Origin of the sequence: Rickettsia japonica YH (genome assembly GCF_000283595.1) — a bacterium.
GTDB lineage: Bacteria > Pseudomonadota > Alphaproteobacteria > Rickettsiales > Rickettsiaceae > Rickettsia > Rickettsia rickettsii.
This window is the reverse complement of sequence record NC_016050.1, coordinates 193903-220240: the sequence shown is the minus strand read 5'-3', so window position 1 is coordinate 220240 and position 26338 is coordinate 193903. Positions and strand designations below refer to the sequence as shown.

The window sequence follows — 26338 nt, the reverse complement described above, 5'->3', positions numbered from 1 at the left end:
ACTTGAGTACCACAGTACTTGTAGCCAATTTTTCAAATTAAACGAGTATGCTCTTTTGCTATTTTATCTAATACAGAATTAACAAAACCAATTTCATGCTCATTTAACATATCATTTGCTATGTCCGTATATTCGTTGATTACTACTTTAGCAGGCGTAGTAGGGCAAAATAATAGCTCACATATACTAACACGCAATAAAGCTCGGAGTAAGATCGGCATATGTGCAGGATCTTTATCATTTGTTAAATGATTGTCGATAATTTCGTCTAGTTTATTAATATTTTCAAATACTGACTTTACCAGCATTTTAAAATGACTTATACTTAATGATATTTTTAAATTCTCAGGTAAATCTGTTATAGAATTATTATTTTGATAAAAAGAAAGTACATTTTGCATGATATCATCCATATCGTCGTTATTTTGCAATATGTTTTGATAAATAGCTTGCACTGCTGCAATACGTGCAATAGACTTTTTATTAATTTTATTTGAACTCATAAAGAAAAGAAATTTAAAATTTAATTTTCGTCATTGCGAGTGTGATATGGCGTGATGTCATTCCCGTGAAAGCGGGAATCCAGTAATTAAAAAACATAAATACTATTAGTTTTTAAAACTAATACATTTGGATTACTTCATTTTTTTTCTGTGGATTCCCGCTTTCGCGGGAATGACATCGGAAACCAAAGAGCAACGTCCACTCACAACGACGAAATGATATCTATAACCTTGCAATGTATACCTTAAAATAATTTATTAGTAAACTTATAAAATTTTTATGCTCTCTATAATAGGATTTATTATAACAATTAGTATCTTGGTATTTATCCATGAATTTGGGCATTATTGTATTGCTAGATATTTTAATGTAAAAGTTGAGGAGTTCTCGATAGGTTTCGGTAAAGCACTAATAGGCATTACCGATAAAAAAGGAGTTAGGTGGAAGATTTGCCTTATACCGCTTGGCGGTTATGTCAAGATTTACGGCTATGATCGCAGCCTTATGGATAAGACTAAAGAAGTTAACGAAAAAGTAGCTTTTGATGCTAAATCTTGTTTAGAACGTTTTTTAATAGTTGCAGCAGGTCCGTTAATTAATTATTTACTTGCCATAATAATATTTGCAGGTTTTTATTGTTACTTTGGAAAAACAGAGATTCCTCCTATAATAGGTGATGTAGTAGCTTCATCACCGGCAGAGAGAGCAAACTTAAGAGCAGGAGATAAAATTGTTAAGGTTAACGATAAATCTGTTAAAGATTTCGGAGACGTGCAGAGAGAGATATTAATTAACGGTTTTAGCTCTTCTACTTTAACTATAGAAAGAAAAAGTGAGGAATTTATCGTTAATATAATGCCTCAAGAAATAATTATATCACCTACCGAAGAAAAGCAAGTTAAGAAAACTCTTCGCATCGGTATTATAGCTAAAAATGAACCTATTCATACTAAAATAGGAATTTTAGGAGGATTCTGGGAAGCTATTAATACTACTATAGATATGTCTGCTTTAACTCTAAACGCAATATCGCAAGTGATTGTAGGAAAACGTTCATTTGATGAGATAGGAGGGCCGATAGCTATTGCTAAAGAGTCAGGCAAATCTATAGCTGGTGGAACCCAAATGTATCTGTTATTTATAGCAATGCTTTCCGTTAATTTAGGGTTACTTAACTTACTACCTATACCGGTGCTTGACGGCGGACATTTAGTATTTATATTATATGAAGCAATTACAGGTAAATTACCGAATCCTAAGACTAAAAATATTTTGTTACAATTAGGAGCAATAATCATAATTTTTCTTATTATAATTGCTGTTTCCAACGATATACAAAATTTGTTTTCCTAAATTATAGATTTGCTTGCTCTCGTTTATATTATCTACTATAGTGGAGTACATTAATTATGTTTGAATGCATTAGTTAGGAGAACTTTGTATTATTCTTAGCTAAAAGCGGGAATCCAGTTCTTTGTCATACCGCGACTTGAACGCGGTATCTAATTTATTATTTTTTACCGTGGTCAAGCCACGGGATGACATTGGGTTTAAACACAGAAATTTAAATTAAATCTTAAAGAAGGTTTTAGGTGACAATCAGATCAATTAGTAAGTTAACAATTTTATTATTAACGATTTTTTATTATCATATTTCATTAGCTAACTCTGTAATTCGTAAAATAACTATCGAAGGTAACCATAGGGTTGAGCGTTCTACTATTGAAAGCTATTTAAAGCTTAAGGTAGGAGAAACCTATAATAATTCTAAAGAAGATGAGGTAATAAAACGTTTATATGCCACCTCACTTTTTAGAAATATAAATATGCATATAACAAATGATGGTAATTTAATAGTTAACGTTACTGAAACGCCTTTTATAAGTAGTGTAGTATTTAGCGGTAATTCTAAAATCAAAACTAATATGCTCGCTAAAGAAATTTACACAATGTCGGGTGAATCTCTTAGCCAAGCTAAAATTGAATTAGATGTAAAGAAAATATTAGAAATTTATAAACGTAGCGGACGTTTTGCTACTACGGTCACACCTAAAATCGAAAATTTAGAAAACAACAGAGTTAAGGTTATTTTTGATATAGCCGAAGGACCAAAAACCGGTATTAAATATATTTATTTTAGCGGTAATGAAAATTATAGTGATTCAGAACTTAAATCTATTGTTTTAACTAAAGAATCTCGTTGGTTTCGTTTTTTAGAAAGTAACGATACTTACGATCCTGATAGAGTGGAGTATGATAAAGAATTACTGAGAGAGTTTTATCAATCTGTAGGTTTTGCAGATTTTAGAGTAATTTCGGCATCGGCAGAACTCAATAATACTAAAGAATATTTCACCCTTACCTATTCCATTGAAGAGGGAGAAAAATATAGCTTCGGTAATATTACAATAGACAATAAATTAACTAATATAGATATAACACAGCTTAATAAAATTGTTAATATTAAGCAAGGCAAGGTTTTCAATATGAAAAAGGTTGATGATATAGCTGAAAAAATCGGAGAATATTTTACAGCGAACGGTTACCCTGCGGTAAATGTTTATCCGGATATAATGAAAAATGCTAATCATACTGCAGATATTAAATTTATTATTGAAAAAGCCGATAAGGTTTATATTAAGAAAATTAATATTATTAATAACCTTAAAACCGAAGACCCTGTTATAAGAAGAGAATTTAAAATAGAAGAAGGTGATATAATTAATCGTTCATATATTGAAAAAGGTGAGCGTAATCTTAGAAATTTAGATTATTTTGAGAAAGTAGCAATTAGCTTAGCTCCGACTAAAGCTAAAGATAAATATGATGTTAACGTTGAAGTTGATGAAAAATCTACTTCCTCTATAGGTTTTGATTTAGGATATAATACTGCTGGCGGTTTATTCGGACGTTTCTCTTTCTTAGAGCGTAATTTAGTCGGTACCGGGAAACTGCTTAATACCGGTGTGCAAGTAAGTAAAAACACTACAAGCTATTACGGTGGTATTACCGCACCGCACTTTTTAGATCGTGATTTATCACTTGGCGTAAACGCATTTAGAAACTATACCGGACGCGGTGCTAGTGTATTAAATACAACTGATCAAAGCTATAAGTTACACTCTATAGGAGTCAAAACTTCTCTTGGTTATGAAATTAAAGAGGATTTAGGTCACGAAATAGATTATTTAATCAAACGTGATATTTTAAGTGCTCCAACTCCATCAAGCTCAATATTCTTAAAGGAGCAAATGGGAAGATTCATTACTTCTGCTATAGGACATACTATTACTTATGATCAAACCGATAATAAAATTGTTCCAAAGAACGGTTATTTAGTAAGCGGCACACAAGAATTTGCCGGCGTTGGAGGTGATAACAAATATATAAAGCATGAAGTTGACGGTAAATATTATAAGTCTTTCATACATAACAAGCTTACTTTAAAATTATCTGTTTCCGGAGGCGATATTGCAGGGCTTGGAGGAAAAATTATTAGAATTTCCGATCGATTTAATTTAGGTGATTATAGTTTAAGAGGCTTTGCAAGCGGTGGTGTAGGACCTCGTGAAAAGGTCACTAACGAAGGACTTGGCGGTGAGCGATATTACACATTCTCAACAGAGCTTAATTTCCCAACACCTATACCTGAGGAATTTAATTTAACCGGTGCAGTCTTTATGGATTTAGGAAGCGTTTGGGGAGTAGGCCTAAATAAGAAACAATATCAAACTCCAAACGGTTTTTATAACGATAAATCTCTTAGAGCTTCCGTTGGTTTCGGCTTTATTTGGGTAACACGTTTTGCACCGATCAGAATGGATTGGGGTTTCCCGGTTAAGAAGAAGAAATATGACGATACGCAGCATTTCCATTTAAGATTTTCGACGCATTTATAAAGATGTTTCATTGTCACCCCGTAGCTTGACCACGGGGTCCAATTAAGGATGCTAGTCTTTAGCATTTTAAAATTTTTTATTGGATTGCCACGCTCCTTGTCAGTCATCGCTCGCAATGACGAAACATGTCTCGTAGGAGTCCGTATCTCAGCATAATATAATCATATTTCAGCCGATGTAGCTCAGCTGGTAGAGCGGCGCATTCGTAATGCGTAGGTCTGGGGTTCAAATCCCCACATTGGCACCATCTTCTAAATAAAACTATAGTCCTATTTGTGATAGGCGTGGTAGAACCTGATATACTAATAATGTATAGAAAAACGCATTCGTGTCATACCGTGGCTTGACCACGATATCCAAAAAAACAACTTAAAATACTAATCATTTATTATCACCATCAATCCAAGTGGTCAAAAAGTCCAGCATCTAAAGCACCTAAAGCAGTTTTAAAAAATGCTTATAAAATAAGTAATGATACTGAAAGACTTATTGCTGTTGATATAAAAAATGACCAGTTTGTAATATTTGATAATACAGGTGGTAATGTAGCTCATGTAAGGACATATCAAGAAATAGAGAGAGATGCTGTTTTAAAAAATAACCTAATCACAACAAAAATATGCAAATAAGGTAATAATAATGAAACCTCGAAGCGGTATAAATTATTGGAATAACAAAATGAAATAAACAATGACAGATAAATTATGGTATGAAAAAATAAATGAAGAAGATGCATATATCAGAAAAACACTTCAAGAATATATAGATTTATATTTCTTTGATTCTGTAGAATTTAAAGCAGTAGAAGATATAACCTTAGAAAATTTAGGTGACTTTTTAGAAGTAATGTTAAAACATTATCAACAATATCATTTTCATTTAGGCGAATTATATGATACTGGAGAAATATTATAAGAATATTTCGATTATGTTTTTATGGATGATGAAAAATATATAAATTATCCTAAATATTCTAAAAAGGATAGACGTAATTTAGGTTGGTTATTGATAGTAAATTATATACAAATGTGTAATCCAAGACTATTTCCAGAAGATGTCCCGCATTTAATAGAATTTTTACACGCTAAAGATGGAGAAGTGACAAAGGCTCAAGAAAAGCTAAATACTACCTTGCCCAATTTGATTTAATGAAAAGACAAGATGAAGATTACAGATACTGGGAAGCAATCACGAAAGAACGTCAGCAAGCTATAGCAGAAAATAAACCTTTACCAATAAGACCTATGAGTATTGAACTATCAAAATGCTTGAAAGATTGAAGTGGGCAACTTTTTTAAGACCATCATAGAGCTAGCAAAAGCATCGCGGGAGTACAGCTGGCGAAGATGATAGCGATAGAAAAAGTAACGGAACTCGCAGTAAATGCTGTAAATAACAACGCACTATCTGGTTTAGGCCAGAAGATAGCGAATAAAATAGCAGGGAGCGTTACTCCGGCTTTAATTTCTAATAACGGGATATTGCTAAGTGCTTACAGTCGTTTAGAGCAGGACGGTAACAAGAGAACATGACGTCATTCGTGATTCCCTGAGCCATAAATATAGGCCAGATTGTAGCAACTGCGGTAATGCACTTTATTAACTGCAAGGTCACCTGAGTATTTTAAACTGGATCTCGCTACAAATGAGCTAGGATGACAGGGTGGAATTAATCCATGCAACAACACCAATGCTACACGGAAATGACAATAAGGTCTTTTTAATAATGGTGTAAAACAAAACTACCTTTTTTAGGTAATTCCATTATATTTTGTAAAGAATTATAAGTTTTTGCTAAAAAATAACATATATTTAGCTTTATAAAGTGAAAGCCAATTGTCACCTTTTATATTCAACTTCTTAAGCCGAATAGCAGATTATGTAATAATTCGCTATTCGTGTTAATTAACTATTATCTTTTTTCTTGGAGGAATATAGATTGTTTCATCTTCAGCATGCGAAATCTTTTCTAAAAGTCCGATAAAACGGTCGTTATTAGGTACTAGCTTTACTATCGCCCACCCCTCTTCTATTGATTTCTTTATGCGTTCTATATCAGATTTATGCTCTGAAAAAGATATAACTTTTTGTGCTGGGTTTTGCATATTGATAAATCAATTATAGTTAATTAATATTATAGTAAATATTTTTAATAAATCAATCACATATTTATTATTTGCTAAATATAAATAAAATGATTACCATATATTATGTCTTGTCTACTTATATCCTAATAAATAGTTTAATTAAAAATTAAAAGTTGTACAATAATTTTTTATTTTAAACATATATGTCACTTATTAACTTTATTTAATTTAAACTGTATAATTTAATTATGTCAAATGATAATTTACAACCGCCTGCTCTTTCTAAAAAGCAATTATTTGCTTTTTTTGGTATGGTTGTCGGCATGTTTATGTCGGTACTTGATATTCAAATTGTCGCTAGCTCATTATCCGTAATAGCTGCTGGTCTTGCCGCTTCAAGCGATGAACTTTCTTGGGTTCAAACATCGTACTTAATAGCTGAAGTTATCATTATTCCTATTACCGGCTTTTTAGCAAGGTTACTTACTACTAGAATTTCTTATTTTATTGCAGCTTTAGGGTTTACGGTTATGAGCGTATTATGTTCGCTTGCAACTAATATTGAATCCATGATTATCTTTAGAGCATTACAAGGCTTTTTTGGCGGTGCTATGATACCGACGGTCTTTAGTACCGTTTTTATACTTTTTCCTGCATCGCAACGTCCTATCGTTACTATCTTAATTGGACTTGTCGTAACTGTTGCCCCTACTTTAGGACCTACACTCGGTGGATATATTACGGAGATTTTATCATGGCATTTTATGTTTTTATTAAACGTCATACCCGGTATTTTCGTATGCACGGTAGTTTTTTTATATGGGGATTTTGATAAACCAAATTATAAATTACTGAAAAATTTTGATTTTCTCGGTATATTATTAATGGCTTTAACGCTCGGCTTATTACAGTATGTGTTAGAAGAAGGAAACAAAAAAGGTTGGCTTGAGGATAATTTAATATTATTCTTAAGTATTGCAGTAGTTTTAGGTTTTATTTTATTAATCATTAGAGAACTAACCTTTATTAATCCAATTTTAGACTTAAAAACATTTCTTTATAAAGACTTTACTTTTGGTTGCCTTTATTCGTTCGTTATGGGTATCGGATTATACGGGGCAGTATATATATTACCGCTATTTCTCTTTACTATTGCCGGATATGATACATTACAAATCGGGGCTACTATGATGGTGACGGGCGGAGCACAATTTTTATCTGCACCACTCGCCGGTAGAATGTTAGGGCTAGGGGTAGATTTACGCCTGATGCTTATTATAGGGCTTGGAGGGTTTGCTCTTGGATGTCATTTGAATAGTTTTCTAACGCCTGATTCTAAATTTGCTGCATTTGTGCTTCCTCAATTTGTTAGAGGACTTTCATTAATGTTTTGTTTTATACCAACTAATAATATAGCTCTTGGCAATATGCCGAAAGAAAGAGTAGGTAACGCTAGCGGGCTTTATAATCTTACTCGTAATTTAGGAGGAGCGGTAGGGCTTGCAATAATCAGTACTATACTTACTAATGATACTAAAACCTTTATGCAATATTTATCGGAAAATATCTCGTCTACTTCTATAATGGCATTAGAACAACTAGATTCTTATACTGAATTATTAAGCGGAAAAGTTTTGAATCCTGAAAAAGCATCATATTTGTTATTAGCAAACAAATTAAATCATGATGCTTTTGTAATTGCAATAAATAATATATTTAATATGATAGGGCTGTTATTTGTATTTATAATGCTACTAATACCTTTTACTTCAAATATCAAATTAAGAAAATGTTAATGCTCACTAAAATTAAATTTATATTATATTTTCCTTGGTTATTATTAGAAATATGGAAATCGGCTTTCGCGGTTATTAAAATAATTTGGCAAAGAAAGATAGGAATAGAGCCGGTTTTTGAATGGGTTGACGCAGAAGGGCTAGAAGAAATAGGCGAAATAATTTATGGTAATTCGATTACTCTAACTCCAGGTACAGTAACACTTGATATAAATAATAATATGTTATTAGTGCATGCACTCAATAAATCATCGATTACCGACCTACAAAGAGGTATAATGATTAAAAAAATTAAGCAGATATTAAAAACAACTTGAAGCAGAAAATGATATCAGATATAAACGCTCTGAAGTATAAAAAAGTTTTACTTAAAGTGTCAGGGGAAGCTTTAATGGGAGATAAGCAATTTGGGCATGAATATGACGTAATAAAAAAGATTGCCAGCGATATTAAAGAAGTTATCGATTTAGGAGTAGAAGTTGCTATTGTAGTCGGCGGTGGAAATATTTACCGCGGGATTAATGCAGCACTTGTCGGTATGGACCGAGCTTCAGCGGATTATATAGGTATGCTTGCAACGGTGATTAATGCTTTAACTTTACAAAACGTTATGGAAAGCCTCAATATCTATACAAGAGTTCTATCGGCTATTCCTATGATGAGCGTGTGCGAACCTTATATTCGCTGCAAAGCTAAAAGACATATGGAAAAAAAGCGTGTAGTAATTTTTGCCGGCGGTACGGGTAACCCGTTTTGTACAACCGATAGTGCCGCAGTACTTCGCGCAATCGAAATGAATTGCGATATTTTATTAAAAGCAACTCAGGTTGACGGTGTATATGATTCCGACCCTAAAAAAAATCCGGATGCTAAAAAATATTTCACTATTAGCTATAAAGATGTTATAACTAATAACCTGCAAGTCATGGATACGGCAGCTATTGCAGTTGCAAGAGAAAATAAATTACCTATAAGGGTATTTTCGATAAAAGAACAGGGAAATTTTGCTAGAGTAATACAAGATAAAGGGGAATATACGACAATTGAGAAATAATATATTGTAGTGTGAATTGTTGTATGATTTTTATGTCATTCCCGCATAGGTGTTGTTGCGTAGAGACTAAATCGTCATTGCGAGCAGCCGTAGGCTGCGTGGCAATCTAGAAAAAATAATAAAAAATTCTGTAGATCAGAATTTTTTACTAGATTACTTAGTCAAAACTTATAGTTTTTCCTTGCAATGACGGAAAAACCAATCTACGCGGGAATGACATCAGGGGCATTTCCTAATACACATAACAATGTCTCAATTCGCGTATTAATAATAATATATGGATAAATAAAGATGGATAAAGAGCATTTAAAGAAAAACTTACAAGAAAAGATGGAGAAAGCTCTAAAAGTTTTAGATCATGAGCTTAAAGGGCTACGTACCGGTAGAGCTTCAGTGAATTTACTTGATAGCGTAACCGTGGAAGCTTACGGGAGTAAAATGCCGCTTTCACAAGTTGCTTCTCTATCCACCCCTGATGCACGAACAATTAACGTGCAGGTTTGGGATAAATCTATGGTATCATCGGTAGAGAAAGGAATTACGATAGCAAATCTTGGCTTAACTCCTGCAACGGACGGTCAATTAATCAGACTGCCAATACCGGCTTTAACTGAAGAAAGACGTAAAGAACTGGTAAAGCTTGCTCATAAATACGGTGAAGATACTAAAATTTCATTACGTAATATTAGAAGAGACGGCAATGAAGCACTTAAAAAGCTAGAAAAGGATAACGTTATCGCAAAAGATGAGCATCATAGCTTATCTGAACAAGTACAAAAGCTAACCGATGATTATAGTAGTAAAGTTGACTCGGTAATAAAACAAAAAGAACAAGAAATAATGACTGTTTGATTTTCTATGTCATTCCTGCTTTAGATTTGTTGCGTGGACCAGTAAAATCCACTGTGTCACCCCGTGGTTTGACCACGGGGTCCATAAAAACAATAAAAAAATGCTAATAATTTTATTTTTAACTGGATTCCGCAATCAAGTCGCGGGATGACAGCGGTGGAATTAATCCACGCAACAATACCTTGCGAGGAGCGAAGCGACGTGGCAATCCAGAAAAATCGATCCATGCAACAATGCCAAGCGAGAATGACATAAATTGAATCTATACTGACAAAATAAAATGACAAAATTAGTTAGAGATTTAATTCCAGAAATTATATTAAAATCAGGCAGGATACCAGTTACTCATATTACTGCATCATATGAGTATAAAGAATTATTAAAAAATAAACTACTAGAAGAAGTAGAGGAAATTTTACAAGATGAGTATATGGAAAAGTTGCCGATATATTAGAATTAGCTTTTTTGCCTTAATAAAATAAAGGAGTCATGCAATAAAATCGGCTATAGAACCTTGTATCACAGGCTGTATCCAGGATCTAGCTCACAAGTCGCAGGATGACAGAAATACCGTTACACACAGGCAAGCCTTCACGGGAATAACATCAGACTATACCACTCAAAATAATAAAACTATGATAACAAAAGAAGAAGCACAGAAAATAGCAAAATTAGCTAGATTAAAATTTGAAGAAGATACTGTAGAAAAATTTTCTACTCAGCTTAGTACTATTATGGATATGATCGATATTTTAAATGAAATAGATTGCAAAGATATAGAACCTTTAACTTCGGTTTCTAATATGAATGCTAGAATGCGAGAGGACACCGTTACAAGTTCTGATTTATCAAGTGAGTTATTTGATAATGTAAGTGGAAATAGTGCTCAGCTGGCTAAAGAAGTAAAATATTTTATCACTCCAAAAGTTTTTGAATAATTATGACGGAACTAAACAAACTAACAGTAGCAGATAGTATAAAAGGTCTAAAAAATAAAGATTTTACAAGTACGGAATTAATAGGTGCACATATTAAACAAATAGAGAAGCATAGAAACCTAAATGCTTATGTTACCGAAACTTTTGACTTAGCTTTAAAACAGGCTGAAGCAGCCGATCAAAATTATGCTCAAAATAACGCAAGAACCCTTGAGGGTATCCCGTTTGCCGCTAAAGATCTTTTCTGCACGAAAGGAATTAGAACTACGGCATGTTCTAATATACTGAAAAATTTTATACCTAATTATGAATCAAGTGTTACACAAAATATTTTTGATAAGGGCGGTGTGATGCTCGGCAAAACCAATATGGATGAGTTTGCTATGGGTTCAGCAAATATCACTAGTTGTTTTGGAAATGTAATTAGCCCTTGGAAAGCAAATGATGATAATGCTGATTTAGTGCCAGGCGGTTCTTCAGGCGGTTCAGCTGCGGCAGTTAGCGGATTTATGGCATCTGCTGCTCTTGGTAGCGATACGGGCGGCTCGGTACGTCAACCTGCAAGCTTTACGGGTTTAGTCGGTTTTAAACCGACATATGGTCGTTGCTCAAGATACGGAATGATATCGTTTGCTAGCTCCCTTGATCAAGCAGGAATATTTACTAGAAGCGTTTTAGACAGTAGCATTATGCTTGAAGCGATGATGGGGTTTGACGAAAAAGATTCTACTTCGATTAAAGCAGAAGTTCCAGAGCTACAATCCGCTATCGGAAGTTCTATGAAAAATATGAGGATAGGCGTACCTCTTAACCTTGGTGAGGACAATATTATTGAACCTGATATCATGAAAATGTGGCAGGATACCATAGAACTACTTAAAAACGCCGGTGCTGAAATAGTTGATATTACTTTGCCGCATGCTAAATACGGTGTTGCTGTTTATTACGTAATAGCACCGGCTGAAGCTTCTTCAAATTTATCTAGATATGACGGTGTTAGATACGGTCTTCGAGTAGAACGTGAAAATATGACGCTTGACGAAATGTATGAAATGACTAGATCAACCGGATTTGGGGAGGAAGTAAAACGTCGTATTATGATTGGAACATATGTGCTATCATCTAGTGGTATGGATGCATATTATCTAAAAGCTCAAAAAGTACGTCGTTTAGTTGCAAACGATTTTAATAATGCTTTTGCAAAAGTTGATGCCATTTTATTACCGGCTGCCCCGACTGCAGCTTTTAAGATTGGTGAAAAACAAAATGATCTGACTATTATGTATTTAAACGATTTATTTACTATTCCTGCAAGTTTAGCCGGTTTACCTTGTGCATCGGTTCCTGCTGGATTATCGGCACGCGGTTTACCTCTTGGGATACAGATTATAGGTAAACAATTAGACGAATATAATGTTTTGAAAGTAGCATCGACCATTGAGTCAGGTGTAAAACATATTAAATTTGAGCCAAAGGGTTTTTAATTATGGCATATATTGAAGGTAATACGGGGAAATGGGAATATGTAATAGGGCTTGAAATCCATGCTCAAATTTCCTCAAAATCTAAGCTTTTTTCAGGAAGTAGTACTATTTTTGCAGCAAATCCAAATTCGCAGGTTGCCTATGTTGATGCAGCAATGCCCGGGATGTTACCGGTATTAAATAAGCATTGTGTACACCAAGCAATTAAAACAGGGCTTGGGCTTAAAGCTAAAATAAATAAATATTCGGTATTTGATCGTAAAAATTATTTTTATGCCGATCTGCCGCAAGGTTACCAAATTTCGCAATTTTACTATCCTATAGTACAAAACGGCACTATGGAAATACCGACTAGTACCGGCGATCTTAAAACTATTCGTATTAACCGTTTGCATTTAGAGCAAGATGCGGGTAAATCTATGCATGATCAATCACCACATTACAGCTTTATCGATTTGAATCGTGCCGGTATTGGACTTATGGAAATTGTGACCGAACCTGATATATCATCACCGGAAGAAGCAGCTGAATTTGTAAAAAAGCTAAGAAATTTGTTACGTTATATTGGCAGCTGTGACGGTGATATGGAAAAAGGCTCGATGCGTTGCGATGCTAATATTTCAGTAAGACGTAGCGGCGAACCACTCGGCACAAGATGCGAAATTAAAAATATCAATTCAATTCGTAACATCATTAAAGCAATAGAATTTGAAGCTAAAAGACAAGTAGACTTGCTTGAAAGCGGTGAAGAAATAATTCAAGAAACACGCCTATTTAATGCCGATAGCGGCGAAACAAGAACTATGCGTTTAAAAGAAGAAGCAATTGATTATAGATATTTTCCTGATCCCGATTTATTACCGCTTGTTATTTCTGATGAGTTAATAAATGAGCTAAAAGCAAATTTACCTGAGCTACCTGATCAAAAGATTGAAAAATATATGAAGGAATTTAGCTTAAGTAAATATGATGCCGAAGTAATAGTAGCCAATGAATCGGTTGCTGGGTATTTTGAGAAAGCAGCAAATGAATGTAACCCTAAAATGCTTACTAATTGGCTAACTAGTGAATTATTTGGCCAATTAAATAAAGCATCGATAGGAATAAATGAATGCAAAATTACCCCTAGTAACTTTGCAAAACTGGTAAAATTAATAGAAAATGATACTATTTCCGGTAAAATTGCAAAAACCGTTTTTGAAATTATGTTTGAAACCGGTAAAGCACCTGATAAAATAGTAGAAGAAAAAGGACTTGTACAAGTTTCGGATAATAACGTGCTAAACACTATAATTGACGAGGTAATATCTGAAAATCCTGAATCAGTAGAGGGTTATAGAAGTGGTAAGGATAAATTATTCGGTTTCTTTGTAGGGCAGGTAATGAAAAAAACCGGCGGTAAGGCTAATCCGACGCTTGTGAATCAGCTTTTAAAGGAGAAATTGAGTTCTTGATGCTATTCCTTTGAAGGTATTGCCCGCGTGGATAGATTTTCCTGTCATTGCAAACAGCCATAGACTTTGTTGCATGGCTCGGTTTCATCGTCATTGCGAGCAGCCGTAGGCTACGTGACAATCTCGCCAAATATCCTGAAATTGCTTCATCAATTACCCAGTAATTTTCCTCTCAATGACGATTTGATATCCGTACAACAAGGGCAATGCCTCGTAGGATGACACAGAACATACTCAAACTTAAAACATTATTTTTATGAAATTTCTGAAAATATTTTTACTATCTTGCTTACTAGTTTCTTGTGAACAAAAAGAAACGGAAAAAACTTTAATAGTCGGTACTGCCGCAGATAATCCTCCTTATGAATTTATCCAAGACGGAGAGATTGTTGGGATTGATATTGATATTATCAAAGCAATAAGCGAACGTCTAAATAAAAAAGTTATCATAAAAAACTTCGACTTTAACGGTTTACTTGCAGCTTTGGTTAGTGAAAATATTGATGTTGCGGTGGCGGAGCTTTCCGTAACACCGGAGCGTGCTGAATATATCAGCTTTTCCGATAATTATGCTACTGCAAGATTTGCCATAATATATAGAACAGGTGATAATATACAAAATAGCAAAGATCTAGAAAATAAAATAGTAGGGGTACAGCTCGGTAGTGTTTTAGAAAAAAAAGCACATGATCTATCACAGACGATAAATATTAAAGTTCATTCTTTAGCAAATCATTTAATGTTGGTTGAAGAATTAAAAGCCAGAGTCATAGATGCTATTATTTCTGAGGAATTTCAAGGCAAAAAATTAAAAGAAAATAATTCAAATTTAGAAAGCAGTACTTTAGAAGAATTTTCATCCGATTTTGCTATAGGCATGTCTAAAAACTCAGGACTAATTAATGAAATTAATGAGGCAATCGATTCATTAAAAAAAGACGGAACCATTAACAAAATTATGAAAAAATGGCTGGGACAGTAACAGAAAGTCAATTTAAAGATGCTATGAGCCGATTCCCTCAGGGAGTGACTGTTATAACAACAAATTGCAATAACGAACTTTTTGGCTTTACTGCTAGTTCTCTTACTTCCGTATCTTTAAAACCGCCGTTAATATTATTTTGCCTTAATAAAAACTCTTTTAGTATAAACAGTTTTCAAAAAAGTGATAAGTTTGCAATTAGTATTTTAGCAGAGAATCAAATTGATATCTCAAAACATTTTGCTAAATCACAATCTAATAAATTTACAAAAATTGATTATGAGCTTGGCAACAAAACTGATTGCCCTTTAATAAATGGTGCAACTTATCATATAGAGTGTAATAAATATGCTTCTTACGATGCCGGTGATCATGTCATATTTATCGGTGAAGTAATAAATACCGCTATTAAAAATGATTTAAAGCCTCTATTATATTTTCATAAATCGTATACAAAGATTTAATTTTGGTTATTTTTTGCTGCAAATTATAAGATTTTTGGAAATATAAGTAACTATTCCAGCAAAAATCTTATTAATTTTCGCTAAAAAAGACCTTAAAATAGCCAATCAATTAGAAATATTCACAGAACCTAGTTTAATTTGAAAAATTTGCGTCGTCTAATAAGATCTGCGGTTCGAACTATAAAGTATACACTGCGATCTAAGGACTTTAGACGCCTTGCTCTTGTCCAAATTAAACTTCGTCTACTTACTGTTCATTTATTAGGAGTATACATTGCCAATATGTTAAATATCGGTCTTAGTGGTTCTACCGGTAAAATGGGAGAAACCATTCTAGAGAGAATAGATAAATTTAAAGATTGCAAAATTGCAGCAAAATTTAATAGTACTAATAATTTAGATGATTTAGATAATTTTTGTAAAAATTCTGATGTGATCATCGATTTTTCTACCCCTGAAATATTAGAAAAATTAATTAATTATGCATTAAAACATAATACAAAATTAGTAATCGGAACCACAGGTCTCCAACCTCAACATTTTAAGCTTTTAGAAAAAGCAGCTCAAACTTTACCTGTTTTATATTCTGCAAATATGAGTATAGGAGCTAATTTGCTTAGCTATCTAGCTAAAGAAGTAACAAAAATACTAGATGATTACGATGTTGAAATTCTAGAAACGCATCACCGTAATAAAAAAGATTCACCCTCAGGAACTGCTGTTATGCTTGCTGAAACAATTGCAAGCAAAAAAGGATTAAATATAACATTTAATCGTGGTAATAGACTAAGAAGCGAAAAAGAAATAGGTATTTCCTCGCTTCGTGGTGGAAATGTTCACGGTATACATGAAATATCTTTCCTAGGTGACGATGAAATAATCACCTTAAAACACGAAGCTCTGAATAAAAATTCTTTTTCTATTGGTGCAATTAAAGCCGCTATTTGGCTACAAGATAAACCTTCTGCTTTATATTCAATGCAAGATATTTATAAAATATAATTAATATAGCTTGAAAAAATACCTTTAAGAGGCTATATTTTATTATGTAAATAACATAATCCTAAGGTTACTTATGATCGACTATACAAAAACTTTAACTGCCGCCTCAAAAAATAAAACTTTTGATGAAGGCTTAAGAAAATACATGCTTAAAGTATATAATTATATGGCTTTAGCACTTTTACTAACCGGTGTAGCAGCCGTAACGACTATATCAGTTGAGCCTATTTATAATTTAATGTTTCAAACAGGTTTCGGTACTATTATAATGTTTGCTCCGCTCGGTATTGCTTTATATTTCTTTATGGGCTTCGGACGAATGAACCCGCAAACGGCACAAATATTATTTTGGGTTTATGCCGGTTTAACCGGTATGTCGCTTGCATATTTAGCTCTTATTTATACCGGTGCATCAATAGCTCGTACTTTCTTTATTTGCTCTTCCGTTTTTGGAGCAATGAGTTTATACGGTTATAGTACAAGTAGAGATTTAACATCTATGGGTTCATTTTTTGCAATGGGTCTTATAGGTCTTATCATTGCTTCATTAGTCAACTTTTTTCTAAAAAGCTCGGCTCTTTCTTTTGCTACTTCTCTTATTGGAATAGTAATATTTATGGGATTAATTGCTTGGGATACTCAAAAGATTAAGTCTATGTATTACATGGCAGGAAACGATGAAGTAGGACAAAAGCTTTCTGTTATGGCAGCCTTTACTTTATATTTAGATTTTATAAATCTTTTCCTATATTTAATGAGATTTTTAGGCAATAGAAGAGATTAATTAGTATCATTCTTGCAAAGTCATGATTTTATTTCATTGCTTCGGTTTTTTCATTGTTATATCACGATCAAATCTATAGTACTGAACAGTTTTTAAAAAGACCTCGATGTCATATCCCCGCAAAAGCGGGGGCCTTGTTGCACGGCTTGGAAAACTTATTCAATATCATTCCCACGTGGCATTGTTGCGTGGATACTGAAGCATCATTGCAAGCGGTCGCAACGCACTCGGCAATCCAGAAAAAATAAGAAAAAATAATAAAAAAATTCTGTAAATCAGAATGTTTACTGGATTGCTTCGTCAATTGCTGCGTGGTTTCCTCACAATGATGAGGATTTTGACCCACGCAACAACACTTTTTCACTATTAGTTAATATTAAGCAGGTTATTTTTATGTCTAAAGAGAAAACTCAACAAGAATTATTATTACAAGAACAACTTTTTAAAGCCCTGAAAACTAACGATACAGAATTGAATGCCAAAATATCTAGAACCTGCGAAGGCATTGCCGAATCTGTTATTGACCTTTCTAATGACCAATCTCCTACTACTGAAAGCCTATATATTAGCTATATGGCCCTAGCCGATTTAAACACTAAGGATTTAGCTAAAGTTACAACAATAATAAAAAACTCGTTTCCAGGAGATAAAAACAAGGAATTAAGGGAAATAATCGATGCACCTCTTTTACAGCATTTAGTTATGAAAGAGGCAATTGAACGACAGGTTGGATTAGATGATAGCCAATATAACGCAGATTACAGAAAACTTGAAGAAATAAGAAATCCTAATGACCCTAAAAAAGTAATTGATGCTATGCTACGTGATAAGAGGGTGGCACAGCAAGCTGAGTTTCAGGGGAAAGGAAAAAAGACAGCAGGCGTCTCGGCCGGTTATGTTGCTAAAGATAACGCCGGTAATACTTTTATTTTAAAACATTTTTATAAAACTCATGCTGCATGCAAAAAAATACAAGATATTCAGGCACAAAGACAGGCTGTTGCTGACCGAAGAGACGGAGTACAAGAATTAATAGGCTCTACCATGTATCAATTTTTATTACATGATCGCGCACCAAAAGAAGGGCTGGTAACAGCGGATGAACAATACCCTGATTCACTTTATGTACGTTCTAAATTTTTTGATAATGCTGTAACACTAACAGAATTTTCTGGTTTATCAGGTGAAACTAGAGTCAGAGCTAATGATCAAAATTTAAAAAAGTTGGAAGGATTTGAAAAAGCTATAGCTGCTTGTCATATGCTGGGGGAAGTAGATTATCATGCTGGTAATTTAATGGTACAGGATGGTAAAACAATAACCAAAATTGATCATGGTCGCTCTTTTTTAGCATTTCATAAGAATTTTGGCAGTATGATTCAATCAACAGCCAAAATGTTTACACATCCTGGTGTTGGCTACAGTGCTGCTATTAAAGCAGGTAATTTCTCATTTAATATCGATAAATATAGCGAATCGTTAAATCAAATGATAAGTCAATTTGATGAGAAACAAATGGAAGCAATAGTTGATCAAAAAATTGATGAATTAAAAAAAGCTGGGTTTGATCCAAAAAATATTGCGTTATCCACTAATATTCAAAATTTTGATGATTTGAGAAAACACTATAAAGGCAGTATAAAAGAACATCTTGTTAATATGCAAGAAGTGGCCAAAGGCGCTGAGATAGTAACAAAATTCAGTAATGTTTTACCTGAATTTAAAAATGGTGGTTGGTTAGAGGCTTTCGCTAATTCACCTGTAAAAGACCCGGTACTCTATGCAATAGATAATAATATTACAATTGAAGGTAAAGATGCTAAAGAGTGGGCATATGAAAATAATTACCAAATTAAAATTTCTATAGGTTTGAAAAAAGAAATAATCAGGGAACAACAATGGAGCAAAGATTTGGACGGAAAATGGAAAGAAAAAGAAGTTGAGGTTAAGACAGATAAAGTAGAAGTACACATTGCTGATCCTGCAAAATCAATGCGTATACAAGACAAATCTACAGGCGAAAAACTGGCATCACTAATTGTTGATTTTACAAAGCAGGCAACAACTAAAAATGTAACCGATAAAGCAGTAGCAAAATTCTACGACAAGATAATGAAAGTGCTAAAAAAAGAAAATTATCTTACCGAGCAAGATATTAAGGGTATAAAGAAAAATTTAAAATATCAGGATAATATCGAAAACACGACAAATTTATTAAATGCTAAATCTTTCAAGTTAAATTCTAAAGATACTATATATTACAAGGTAGGAATTTTTTGTGAAAAGATAGGTTTATCTAGTATCTCAAATTATTTTATGAAACAAATTTCTCCTGAGAATTTAAATAAAATTCATAATACAGAAAAACTGATAACAGAAAGTATAAAAATTGGTAATGTACTACAACAGAAGAAACAAAAAGGACTCCAAACAAAAAGAGTAGAAACGGTAAAAGAAATCGCATGCTCTAAATTACAAGCTAGGAAGGAAAGACATCAACAAAGGTAAGCATTGTTGAGTGTATGCCTTAAACGTCATTGCGAGCAGTCACAGGGTCGTTGCATAGTCCTAATGTCATTTCTAGCTAAAAGCGGAAATCCAGTAACTATTAATCTCATCCTGCGACTTGATCGCAGGATCTAGTCTTTTTTAAATTTTTTCAAGTACTGGATTTCCGCTTTTAGCTAGAAATGACATACTATAGGCCAAGTTGCGGTATGACATAATAACATACAACAACTATAAATTCTTATTCTTTTTCTGCATTTTTTCTAGCAGACGGTGAGAGCATAATGCTTAGCTCTTTTAGAGCTTTATCCTCTACATAGCTTGGGGCGTTCATTAGTAAATCTTCAGCCTGCTGGTTTAAAGGAAACGCTATTATTTCCCTTATATTTGTTGCTTCCGCAAGCAGCATAACGATTCGGTCAATACCGGGGGCTATTCCACCATGTGGTGGAGCTCCAAACTTAAATGCTCTAATCATCCCTCCAAATCTCTTATCAACTTCCTCTTCACTATAACCTGCTATGGAAAATGCTTTATACATAATTTCTGGCTTATGGTTTCTAATAGCACCGCTGGACAGTTCAATACCGTTACAAACAATATCATATTGGTATGCGGTAAGTTCTAATAACTCTTCAGTGGTTTTAGCTTGCTCTAAAGCATCTATTCCGCCCTGCGGCATAGAAAACGGATTATGGCTAAAATCAATTTTTCCTGTTTCTTCATTTAACTCATAGAATGGAAAATCGGTAATCCAGCAGAATTTAAAACAATCTTTTTCAAGTAAATCAAGCTCTTCACCAAGTCTTATTCTAACCTTACCGGCAAGTTTAGCAGCTTTCTCTTTCTTATCGCTAGCGAAAAATACAGCATCACCGTTACTAATACTAGCTGTAGCTTTTAGACTCTCTAATTGCTGCGGGCTTAAGAATTTTACTACCGGTCCCTTTGCTTCACCGGTTTCACTAAACTGAATATAGCCAAGTCCACCTGCTCCTTCTGATATCGCAAACTCTATCATTTTATCGAAGAAACTACGAGGCAGTGCAGCTGCCTTAGGTGCAGGAATTGCACGAACTATGCTACCTTTTTTAATATTCTCTCTAAAGATTGTAAAATCGGAATCTCTAAATATCTCAGTTACATCGGCAATTATAATAGGGTTACGCAAATCAGGCTTATCAGAACCATATTTTAGCATAGATTCATTATATGGAATGCAAACGAAAGGAGTCTCTGATACTTTCTTATCCGTGAATTTAGTGAATAAATCATACATCACAGGCTCAATAGTACTAAATACGTCTTCCTGTGTAACAAACGACATTTCTACATCTAGCTGATAAAACTCGCCGGGTGATCTATCGGCTCTTGCATCTTCATCCCGAAAACAAGGAGCAATTTGGAAATAACGATCAAAGCCTGATACCATCAATAACTGCTTGAATTGCTGAGGTGCTTGCGGTAATGCATAGAACTTACCCAGATGCATTCTACTAGGTACTAAAAAATCCCTAGCCCCCTCAGGTGAGCTTGCTGTTAAAATCGGAGTTTGAAATTCGGTAAAACCGCTTGCCGTCATCAAATGACGAATATGAGAAATAATTTGTGAGCGGAGTATTATATTATTATGTAATTTCTCACGTCTAAGATCTAAAAAGCGATGTTTAAGCCTAGACTCTTCGGGAGCGTCTTTTTCGGTATTAATAACAAAAGGTAGAGTGTCCGCAGCTGACTCAACACTAAATTCCACAGCTAGCACTTCAACATGACCTGTCGGAAGCGTATTATTAATCGTGTCCTCTGATCTTGCTACAACTGTACCCCTTACCGTAATTACCGACTCATAACGCAAACGACTTGCATCCTCCATAAGCTGAGGGTTTTGATCGGTAAACACGATTTGAGTTATACCATAATGATCACGTAAATCTATAAAAACTAGATTCCCGTGATCTCTTCTTCTATGTACCCAACCGGATAGCTTAACTTCTTTTTCTACATCGGATATTCGTAATGCGTTACAATTATGAGTTCTGTATTTATGCATTTTTATTTTTTTATTATACGGTTTCCCCTATATTATATACATAAAATCGCAAATTTTCGCAAATAAAAACTAAAAATTTATCTTGCCAAAATTTTATCTTGATATTGCAGCAGCTTTTGGCTTTGATGGGTGTTGCTGATAATTTTGTTGTTGAGGTTTTACTTGATTTAACTCACCTTTAATCCATTCATATATTGCTTTCTTAGGATTTTTAATTATCTCTGCAACATTTTCGACTAGCTTTATTATTCCCTTAACTAACGATAATACATCTTTTGCTATTTCACCTATAGAATTATTACCTGCTTGTAGTTTTTCTTGGTCTTGCTTAGACAAATTATTACGTATCCTATTCATTCTTGATTTAAGCTCATCTTGTTCTAGCTCTTCTTTTGTAAAATGTGACTTAAGTTTTCTATCAACAATTTTTTGTTCTTCCGGAGTTAAATTTTTATATTGATCAACAAGCTTATTAACTTTTTCTTGTTCTTCCGGTAGTTTTGAAATATTTTCAGCAATATTTGGCATGTGTTTCTCTTATAAAGTTAAAACATATTAATTTACATTATATATATATTTTAACTTTATACAAGAAAAACTTTAATAGAAATTAACCTTTGAACGCAGCCTTAATACCTAAAAAGTCTAAAAAATTTCGTAATTCTTGACGTGCAAGCACGTGTGAGCTATTAAATGCTCTATCATATTTTGCAGTTTTTAGATCAAGTAATGTTAGACCTTGTAAAAATAACTCTCTATATATTACACGTTCACTAAATCCTTCTGCGAGTTTAAAGTTAATTCTTTTAGCAAGTTTAGCTAATACATTTCCTACGCGTCTTTTATTTAATGCATCAAGATTACTTAAACGATTACGAAGTATTACCCAATCTATACTAATTCTATCACGACTAGCACGTTCCATTTTCTGTTCCCAAATCATTTGACTATATATTGATGGGCTAATAATTTCATCCTTGCTATCGACTTTTGCTATTACGTCTAAATCTAGAAAGCTATCATTAATCGGTGTAATAATTGTATCGGCGTAAGAATGAACAACCCTTGATAAAGGAGTATGACTGCCTGGGGTATCAATCACTATATAATCGACATCCTGATTATTTGTGAGTATCGGCTCAAAACTCTTTGCTTGCTCTGCTACTTTGCTTTCCGATATATGAAAATGTTTCGGTACTAATACAGGTTTATCAGGATTGTGTTTATTATATAAATCTCGATTTTTTAAATAATTCGTTAACGAACTTTGACGTGAATCGGTATCTATACTTACTACCGAATAATTTTGATAAAGCAGAGCGATTATTAGATGCATAGAACAGGTAGTTTTACCTGCTCCGCCTTTCTCATTACCTATAACAAATATATAAGGTTTATTTATTGTGTTCATAATTATATTCAGAATAAACGAATAGTAAATAGACGAAGTTTAATGTCATTCTTAGCTCAGTATTACCCATGTGGATAGTTTTTTCTGTCATTGCAAGAAAATGACGTAAGTAATTGACGAAACAATCTCAGGATATTTGACGAGATTGCCACGCAGCCTAAGGCTGCTCGCAATAACGACTCGGTACCCATGCAGGCAATGCAACGCAAGAATAGCATTTAAGTATATTCTTTGATAAATTTCTCTAGTAATCTCACGCCGTATCCTACTGCCCCCTTAGGACCGAGTGCTGAAGCTTTATTACTATTTGCAACGCCTGCTATATCTAAATGAGCCCAATCTACTCCATCTTTAATGAAACGTTTAATGAAATTTGCAGCTATGCAGCTTCCGGCAGCTCTCGGTACGTTCCCGATATTTGCCATATCGGCTATGTCGGAGTTAATCATTGCATCGTACTCATCATGCAGCGGCATTCTCCAAAGTTTTTCATTAACTTCTTCCCCTACTTTTATTAACTTATCAGCTAACTCATCATTATTGGAAAAACAACCAGCATATGTATTACCAAGTGCTACGGTTATTGCTCCTGTTAGAGTTGCAACGTCAATCACGCATTTAGGCTTAAATTTTTCTTGTGCATACCAAACAGCATCAGCAAGTACTAAACGCCCTTCTGCATCGGTATTTAAAACTTCGACAGTTTGCCCTGACATGGTAGTTACTACATCCCCTGGACGTTGTGCATTACCGGACGGCATATTTTCGACAAGCCCTACAACACCGACTATATTTATAGGTAATTTTTGACCGGCAACCGCAATGATGGTACCCACAACTGCTGCAGAACCTCCCATATCGTATCGCATTAAGTGCATATCACTTGACGGTTTTAATGAAATACCGCCTGTATCAAAAATCACTCCTTTACCGACCAAAGCAATAGTAGGAGCATCTTTACCGCCACCTTTATATTCCATCACCACTAACTTTGACTCGTTTTGTGAACCTTGCCCCACACCAAGTAATGCTCCCATACCAAGGTTTTTCATCTCACGTTCACCGATAACATCAACATCTACCCCTAGCGGTTCAAGTATATCAACTATTCTTTCGGCATAAACTTGAGGAGTTTTAATATTTGACGGTTCATTACTTATATCTCTTGTAAAAAATACTGCTTCAGCAATTAATTTTTTGATTTCAAATAATTTTGCTGTTTCAGTGCTATTATCGGTAAAAATTTCAATTGACTCTACTGCAAACTTCTCTGCTTCTTTTAAGGTAGTTCTATATTTATCAAATCTGTAAGAAGCAAGAAACGCACCACTAGCAACTAAAGATGCAAATGTTTGAGATGTAAACCTACTAATTCTATTTGTAAGTTTTAAGCCGATAGTAGAAATTTTACAACCGGTTGCATGCTGTAAGATTTTGCCGCCTAACTCTTCAATTTTTGCTTCAGTTAATTTTTCTTCATTCCCAAGACCTGCTATTATCAAATATCTAACCTCGCCTGATTTAATGACGGACGGAATAACCTTGATCTGTCCATATTTACCGGTAAATTGCAGTTTATTCTGAATAGTTTTAGAAATTAATCCATGATGTTGTTGATCAAGTAATATTAAATTACTATCAAGCTTTAACTGTTCATCAATAAAAACTACTAGACCTTGATTAGTAGATGATTCTTCATTCACAAAATTTATATTAAGCATACTTACTCCTTATATTAATTTTTGACTTTGGATCATTCTATTTATCTTGATAAAACTTTGCAAGTATTATAATTGATTTAAAACAAAATCTCATTAAAATAGCATTTGACACATGTTAACGTTTTTTATATCTTACTGACGAATTTAGTTAAATTTAAGTAATAATATGCCAATATATAATGTCACTTCTCATTTAATTGAGCAAAAGTATAAAATGATTAAAGCATCATGTGAGTTAAACCAAGATATGGGTAAGATTTATAGTCTCACTCCTCATCCAATACGATATACTTGCCTTAACTATTTAAAGTTATTATCTCTACCTATATCACTAGCATTTTATATAACAAAGCTTTGTGTTACGGCTAATCCGGTATGGAAATGGATCGGGGTTAATATTTTGCATGAGAAGATGGGTCAAGCAACAGCCAAAAAAATATTACACGGCTTACCTGACGAAACAGAATCAGATCAAAATATACCTAAAATTGTCGAGTATGTATTTAGAAAATATGAAGAAGATCCTACATTAACCCCTCTTATTGAGCCTACATTTATACAAAAATTTTTAGCAAAGACCGATAAATATATTCCTGCTTTGTCTAAAATAGTAAAGTTTTGGAATGAAGGAGGAATTAACTATTCTGATGAAATGCAAAAAAAACGAGCATTAATTGACGTTATTTATAAACAAATTATTGCTAAAGCTTATGAAGTAGGTAAAAAAGGAGGAAAACTTGAAATAACGGATGTGACAGCACTTTTCCCAGAGATAAATTTTGAAGAAAACGTCAATGCTGCATCAGCAAATCTTGCAATAGAGAAGATAGAAGTAAGCAATGAAGAGTCTTTAATTTCTGAATTGCCTGTTAGACATCTTTCTAAATCAGCTTATAGAGAGGAATTTAAAAGAGATACGGAACGTAGCACCGCAGCGTATATAGACATACGTGAGGATGCGAGTACCGGATCGACGTCTAAATTACCTCTAGAAGCGAAGTTTGGAAAGATGTCTATTGATCAAAAACACGAAGAAGCTACGATTACTACTAATGCAAATAATAGTATTAACCCATTAGTAAACTTACTCATGTTAAAAGCTTTACATGATGCAATTCGTCAAGAAGCACTGAAAACTTATGTTGAACATTGTTTAGCAGAAGTTCAGATATCTAAAAATCAAGAAACACTTGAAAACTTCCAATATGATGATTCTTTAGCAAGATTACAATTATATGGTAATTATAATTATGATAACAATAATACGTATATCTTTGAACAACCAGTATCTTATTTAGGTCAAACCTACGAACATTTAACAGCACCGATTGCTTGTTATTAAAGCGTAA

22 protein-coding genes, 1 tRNA gene and 2 pseudogenes are annotated in these 26338 nt (G+C 33.7%); 19 read left to right on the top strand and 6 right to left on the bottom strand.

The genetic code is table 11. The annotated features are described in order from the left end of the window. Positions 1 to 32: 32 nt before the first annotated feature. Positions 33 to 503: a transcription antitermination factor NusB gene (gene nusB / locus RJP_RS01115; protein ID WP_012152483.1), complete on the bottom strand. Its 471-nt coding sequence runs from the start codon at positions 501 to 503 to the stop codon at positions 33 to 35. A gap of 280 nt (positions 504 to 783) precedes the next feature. Here nusB and rseP point away from each other — a divergent pair, with 280 nt between their 5' ends. The 5 genes and pseudogenes from rseP (at position 784) to RJP_RS01090 (ending at position 5935) form a co-directional block, all read left to right on the top strand. Then, a complete protein-coding gene (rseP, locus tag RJP_RS01110; protein WP_014013911.1) occupies positions 784 to 1857 on the top strand; it encodes an RIP metalloprotease RseP in 1074 nt (357 codons plus the stop codon). A gap of 239 nt (positions 1858 to 2096) precedes the next feature. Beyond that, positions 2097 to 4403, top strand: a complete 2307-nt coding sequence (bamA, locus tag RJP_RS01105) for an outer membrane protein assembly factor BamA (RefSeq protein WP_014120548.1) — start codon at positions 2097 to 2099, stop codon at positions 4401 to 4403. 171 nt (positions 4404 to 4574) lie between these two features. After that, positions 4575 to 4650: transfer RNA gene (locus RJP_RS01100), tRNA-Thr, on the top strand. Between the two features lie 443 nt (positions 4651 to 5093). Next, positions 5094 to 5683, top strand: a pseudogene (locus RJP_RS11220) (hypothetical protein). Positions 5684 to 5749: 66 nt separating this feature from the next. Next, positions 5750 to 5935: a hypothetical protein gene (locus RJP_RS01090; RefSeq protein ID WP_014013909.1), complete on the top strand. Its 186-nt coding sequence runs from the start codon at positions 5750 to 5752 to the stop codon at positions 5933 to 5935. Positions 5936 to 6303: 368 nt separating this feature from the next. Here RJP_RS01090 and RJP_RS01085 read toward each other — a convergent pair whose 3' ends face one another. Continuing rightward, positions 6304 to 6507, bottom strand: a complete 204-nt coding sequence (locus RJP_RS01085; protein ID WP_004996604.1) for a DUF2674 domain-containing protein — start codon at positions 6505 to 6507, stop codon at positions 6304 to 6306. Between the two features lie 230 nt (positions 6508 to 6737). Here RJP_RS01085 and RJP_RS01080 point away from each other — a divergent pair. The 13 genes and pseudogenes from RJP_RS01080 to risK1 all read left to right on the top strand — a co-directional run bounded on the left by RJP_RS01080 (position 6738) and on the right by risK1 (position 19807). After that, positions 6738 to 8295 (top strand): annotated as a pseudogene (locus tag RJP_RS01080) (DHA2 family efflux MFS transporter permease subunit). Then, positions 8279 to 8602, top strand: a complete 324-nt coding sequence (locus tag RJP_RS01075; RefSeq protein ID WP_004996606.1) for a monovalent cation/H+ antiporter subunit E — start codon at positions 8279 to 8281, stop codon at positions 8600 to 8602. The pseudogene RJP_RS01080 and the gene RJP_RS01075 overlap by 17 nt, the downstream one beginning before the upstream one ends. Positions 8603 to 8610: 8 nt before the next feature. After that, positions 8611 to 9339, top strand: a complete 729-nt coding sequence (gene pyrH, locus RJP_RS01070) for a UMP kinase (RefSeq protein WP_014013907.1) — start codon at positions 8611 to 8613, stop codon at positions 9337 to 9339. Positions 9340 to 9630: 291 nt separating this feature from the next. Further along, a complete protein-coding gene (gene frr / locus RJP_RS01065) occupies positions 9631 to 10191 on the top strand; it encodes a ribosome recycling factor (RefSeq protein WP_014013906.1) in 561 nt (186 codons plus the stop codon). Between the two features lie 280 nt (positions 10192 to 10471). Then, positions 10472 to 10645 (top strand): nucleoside triphosphate pyrophosphohydrolase family protein, encoded by a 174-nt coding sequence (locus tag RJP_RS09515; RefSeq protein WP_014120545.1) that lies wholly within the window; start codon positions 10472 to 10474, stop codon positions 10643 to 10645. A 181-nt stretch (positions 10646 to 10826) separates the two neighbouring features. After that, positions 10827 to 11129, top strand: coding sequence for an Asp-tRNA(Asn)/Glu-tRNA(Gln) amidotransferase subunit GatC (gene gatC, locus RJP_RS01060; protein ID WP_014120544.1), 303 nt, complete (start codon positions 10827 to 10829; stop codon positions 11127 to 11129). Positions 11130 to 11131: 2 nt separating this feature from the next. Then, positions 11132 to 12613 carry an Asp-tRNA(Asn)/Glu-tRNA(Gln) amidotransferase subunit GatA gene (gene gatA, locus RJP_RS01055; protein ID WP_014120543.1) on the top strand — a complete coding sequence of 494 codons (1482 nt, stop codon included), beginning with the start codon at positions 11132 to 11134 and terminating at the stop codon, positions 12611 to 12613. 2 nt (positions 12614 to 12615) lie between these two features. Continuing rightward, complete coding sequence (gene gatB / locus RJP_RS01050) at positions 12616 to 14067, top strand: Asp-tRNA(Asn)/Glu-tRNA(Gln) amidotransferase subunit GatB (protein WP_014120542.1); 1452 nt, start codon at positions 12616 to 12618, stop codon at positions 14065 to 14067. A gap of 256 nt (positions 14068 to 14323) precedes the next feature. Beyond that, positions 14324 to 15049 (top strand): ABC transporter substrate-binding protein, encoded by a 726-nt coding sequence (locus RJP_RS01045; protein ID WP_014120541.1) that lies wholly within the window; start codon positions 14324 to 14326, stop codon positions 15047 to 15049. Further along, positions 15034 to 15513, top strand: a complete 480-nt coding sequence (locus RJP_RS01040; protein ID WP_014013901.1) for a flavin reductase family protein — start codon at positions 15034 to 15036, stop codon at positions 15511 to 15513. The genes RJP_RS01045 and RJP_RS01040 overlap by 16 nt, the downstream gene beginning before the upstream one ends. Positions 15514 to 15795: 282 nt before the next feature. Beyond that, entirely contained in the window at positions 15796 to 16515 is a 720-nt protein-coding gene (dapB, locus tag RJP_RS01035) for a 4-hydroxy-tetrahydrodipicolinate reductase (protein ID WP_012150406.1), read from the top strand. Between the two features lie 73 nt (positions 16516 to 16588). Next, complete coding sequence (locus RJP_RS01030) at positions 16589 to 17299, top strand: Bax inhibitor-1/YccA family protein (protein ID WP_014120540.1); 711 nt, start codon at positions 16589 to 16591, stop codon at positions 17297 to 17299. 393 nt (positions 17300 to 17692) lie between these two features. Continuing rightward, complete coding sequence (gene risK1, locus RJP_RS01025; RefSeq protein ID WP_014120539.1) at positions 17693 to 19807, top strand: T4SS effector phosphatidylinositol 3-Kinase RisK1; 2115 nt, start codon at positions 17693 to 17695, stop codon at positions 19805 to 19807. A gap of 241 nt (positions 19808 to 20048) precedes the next feature. On the opposite strand, the gene aspS is transcribed toward risK1, so the two are convergent. From aspS to RJP_RS01005, 4 genes are all read right to left on the bottom strand, one after another. After that, the gene (gene aspS / locus RJP_RS01020) at positions 20049 to 21857 is read right to left on the bottom strand and encodes an aspartate--tRNA ligase (RefSeq protein WP_014120538.1); all 1809 of its coding nucleotides are present in this window, start codon (positions 21855 to 21857) and stop codon (positions 20049 to 20051) included. Positions 21858 to 21950: 93 nt separating this feature from the next. Then, positions 21951 to 22385, bottom strand: coding sequence for a DUF3106 domain-containing protein (locus tag RJP_RS01015; RefSeq protein ID WP_014120537.1), 435 nt, complete (start codon positions 22383 to 22385; stop codon positions 21951 to 21953). A gap of 82 nt (positions 22386 to 22467) precedes the next feature. Beyond that, complete coding sequence (locus RJP_RS01010; protein WP_014120536.1) at positions 22468 to 23268, bottom strand: division plane positioning ATPase MipZ; 801 nt, start codon at positions 23266 to 23268, stop codon at positions 22468 to 22470. Between the two features lie 218 nt (positions 23269 to 23486). Continuing rightward, a complete protein-coding gene (locus RJP_RS01005; RefSeq protein WP_014013894.1) occupies positions 23487 to 24989 on the bottom strand; it encodes a leucyl aminopeptidase in 1503 nt (500 codons plus the stop codon). A 166-nt stretch (positions 24990 to 25155) separates the two neighbouring features. Here RJP_RS01005 and RJP_RS01000 point away from each other — a divergent pair, with 166 nt between their 5' ends. Beyond that, complete coding sequence (locus RJP_RS01000; RefSeq protein ID WP_014120535.1) at positions 25156 to 26331, top strand: palindromic element RPE1 domain-containing protein; 1176 nt, start codon at positions 25156 to 25158, stop codon at positions 26329 to 26331. Positions 26332 to 26338: the final 7 nt, after the last annotated feature.

Excerpts from the sequence above, each read along its gene's own strand:
- RJP_RS01015 (WP_014120537.1), bottom strand. The coding sequence starts at position 22,385 with ATGCCAAATATTGCTGAAAATATTTCAAAACTACCGGAAGAACAAGAA.
- frr (WP_014013906.1), top strand. The coding sequence starts at position 9,631 with ATGGATAAAGAGCATTTAAAGAAAAACTTACAAGAAAAGATGGAGAAA.
- RJP_RS01045 (WP_014120541.1), top strand. The coding sequence starts at position 14,324 with ATGAAATTTCTGAAAATATTTTTACTATCTTGCTTACTAGTTTCTTGT.
- RJP_RS01005 (WP_014013894.1), bottom strand. The coding sequence starts at position 24,989 with ATGCTTAATATAAATTTTGTGAATGAAGAATCATCTACTAATCAAGGT.
- gatC (WP_014120544.1), top strand. The coding sequence starts at position 10,827 with ATGATAACAAAAGAAGAAGCACAGAAAATAGCAAAATTAGCTAGATTA.
- gatB (WP_014120542.1), top strand. The coding sequence starts at position 12,616 with ATGGCATATATTGAAGGTAATACGGGGAAATGGGAATATGTAATAGGG.
- RJP_RS01040 (WP_014013901.1), top strand. The coding sequence starts at position 15,034 with ATGGCTGGGACAGTAACAGAAAGTCAATTTAAAGATGCTATGAGCCGA.
- RJP_RS01000 (WP_014120535.1), top strand. The coding sequence starts at position 25,156 with ATGCCAATATATAATGTCACTTCTCATTTAATTGAGCAAAAGTATAAA.
- RJP_RS01010 (WP_014120536.1), bottom strand. The coding sequence starts at position 23,268 with ATGAACACAATAAATAAACCTTATATATTTGTTATAGGTAATGAGAAA.
- RJP_RS01030 (WP_014120540.1), top strand. The coding sequence starts at position 16,589 with ATGATCGACTATACAAAAACTTTAACTGCCGCCTCAAAAAATAAAACT.
- RJP_RS09515 (WP_014120545.1), top strand. The coding sequence starts at position 10,472 with ATGACAAAATTAGTTAGAGATTTAATTCCAGAAATTATATTAAAATCA.
- nusB (WP_012152483.1), bottom strand. The coding sequence starts at position 503 with ATGAGTTCAAATAAAATTAATAAAAAGTCTATTGCACGTATTGCAGCA.
- dapB (WP_012150406.1), top strand. The coding sequence starts at position 15,796 with ATGTTAAATATCGGTCTTAGTGGTTCTACCGGTAAAATGGGAGAAACC.
- RJP_RS01075 (WP_004996606.1), top strand. The coding sequence starts at position 8,279 with ATGTTAATGCTCACTAAAATTAAATTTATATTATATTTTCCTTGGTTA.
- aspS (WP_014120538.1), bottom strand. The coding sequence starts at position 21,857 with ATGCATAAATACAGAACTCATAATTGTAACGCATTACGAATATCCGAT.
- rseP (WP_014013911.1), top strand. The coding sequence starts at position 784 with ATGCTCTCTATAATAGGATTTATTATAACAATTAGTATCTTGGTATTT.
- RJP_RS01090 (WP_014013909.1), top strand. The coding sequence starts at position 5,750 with ATGATAGCGATAGAAAAAGTAACGGAACTCGCAGTAAATGCTGTAAAT.
- pyrH (WP_014013907.1), top strand. The coding sequence starts at position 8,611 with ATGATATCAGATATAAACGCTCTGAAGTATAAAAAAGTTTTACTTAAA.
- gatA (WP_014120543.1), top strand. The coding sequence starts at position 11,132 with ATGACGGAACTAAACAAACTAACAGTAGCAGATAGTATAAAAGGTCTA.
- risK1 (WP_014120539.1), top strand. The coding sequence starts at position 17,693 with ATGTCTAAAGAGAAAACTCAACAAGAATTATTATTACAAGAACAACTT.
- RJP_RS01085 (WP_004996604.1), bottom strand. The coding sequence starts at position 6,507 with ATGCAAAACCCAGCACAAAAAGTTATATCTTTTTCAGAGCATAAATCT.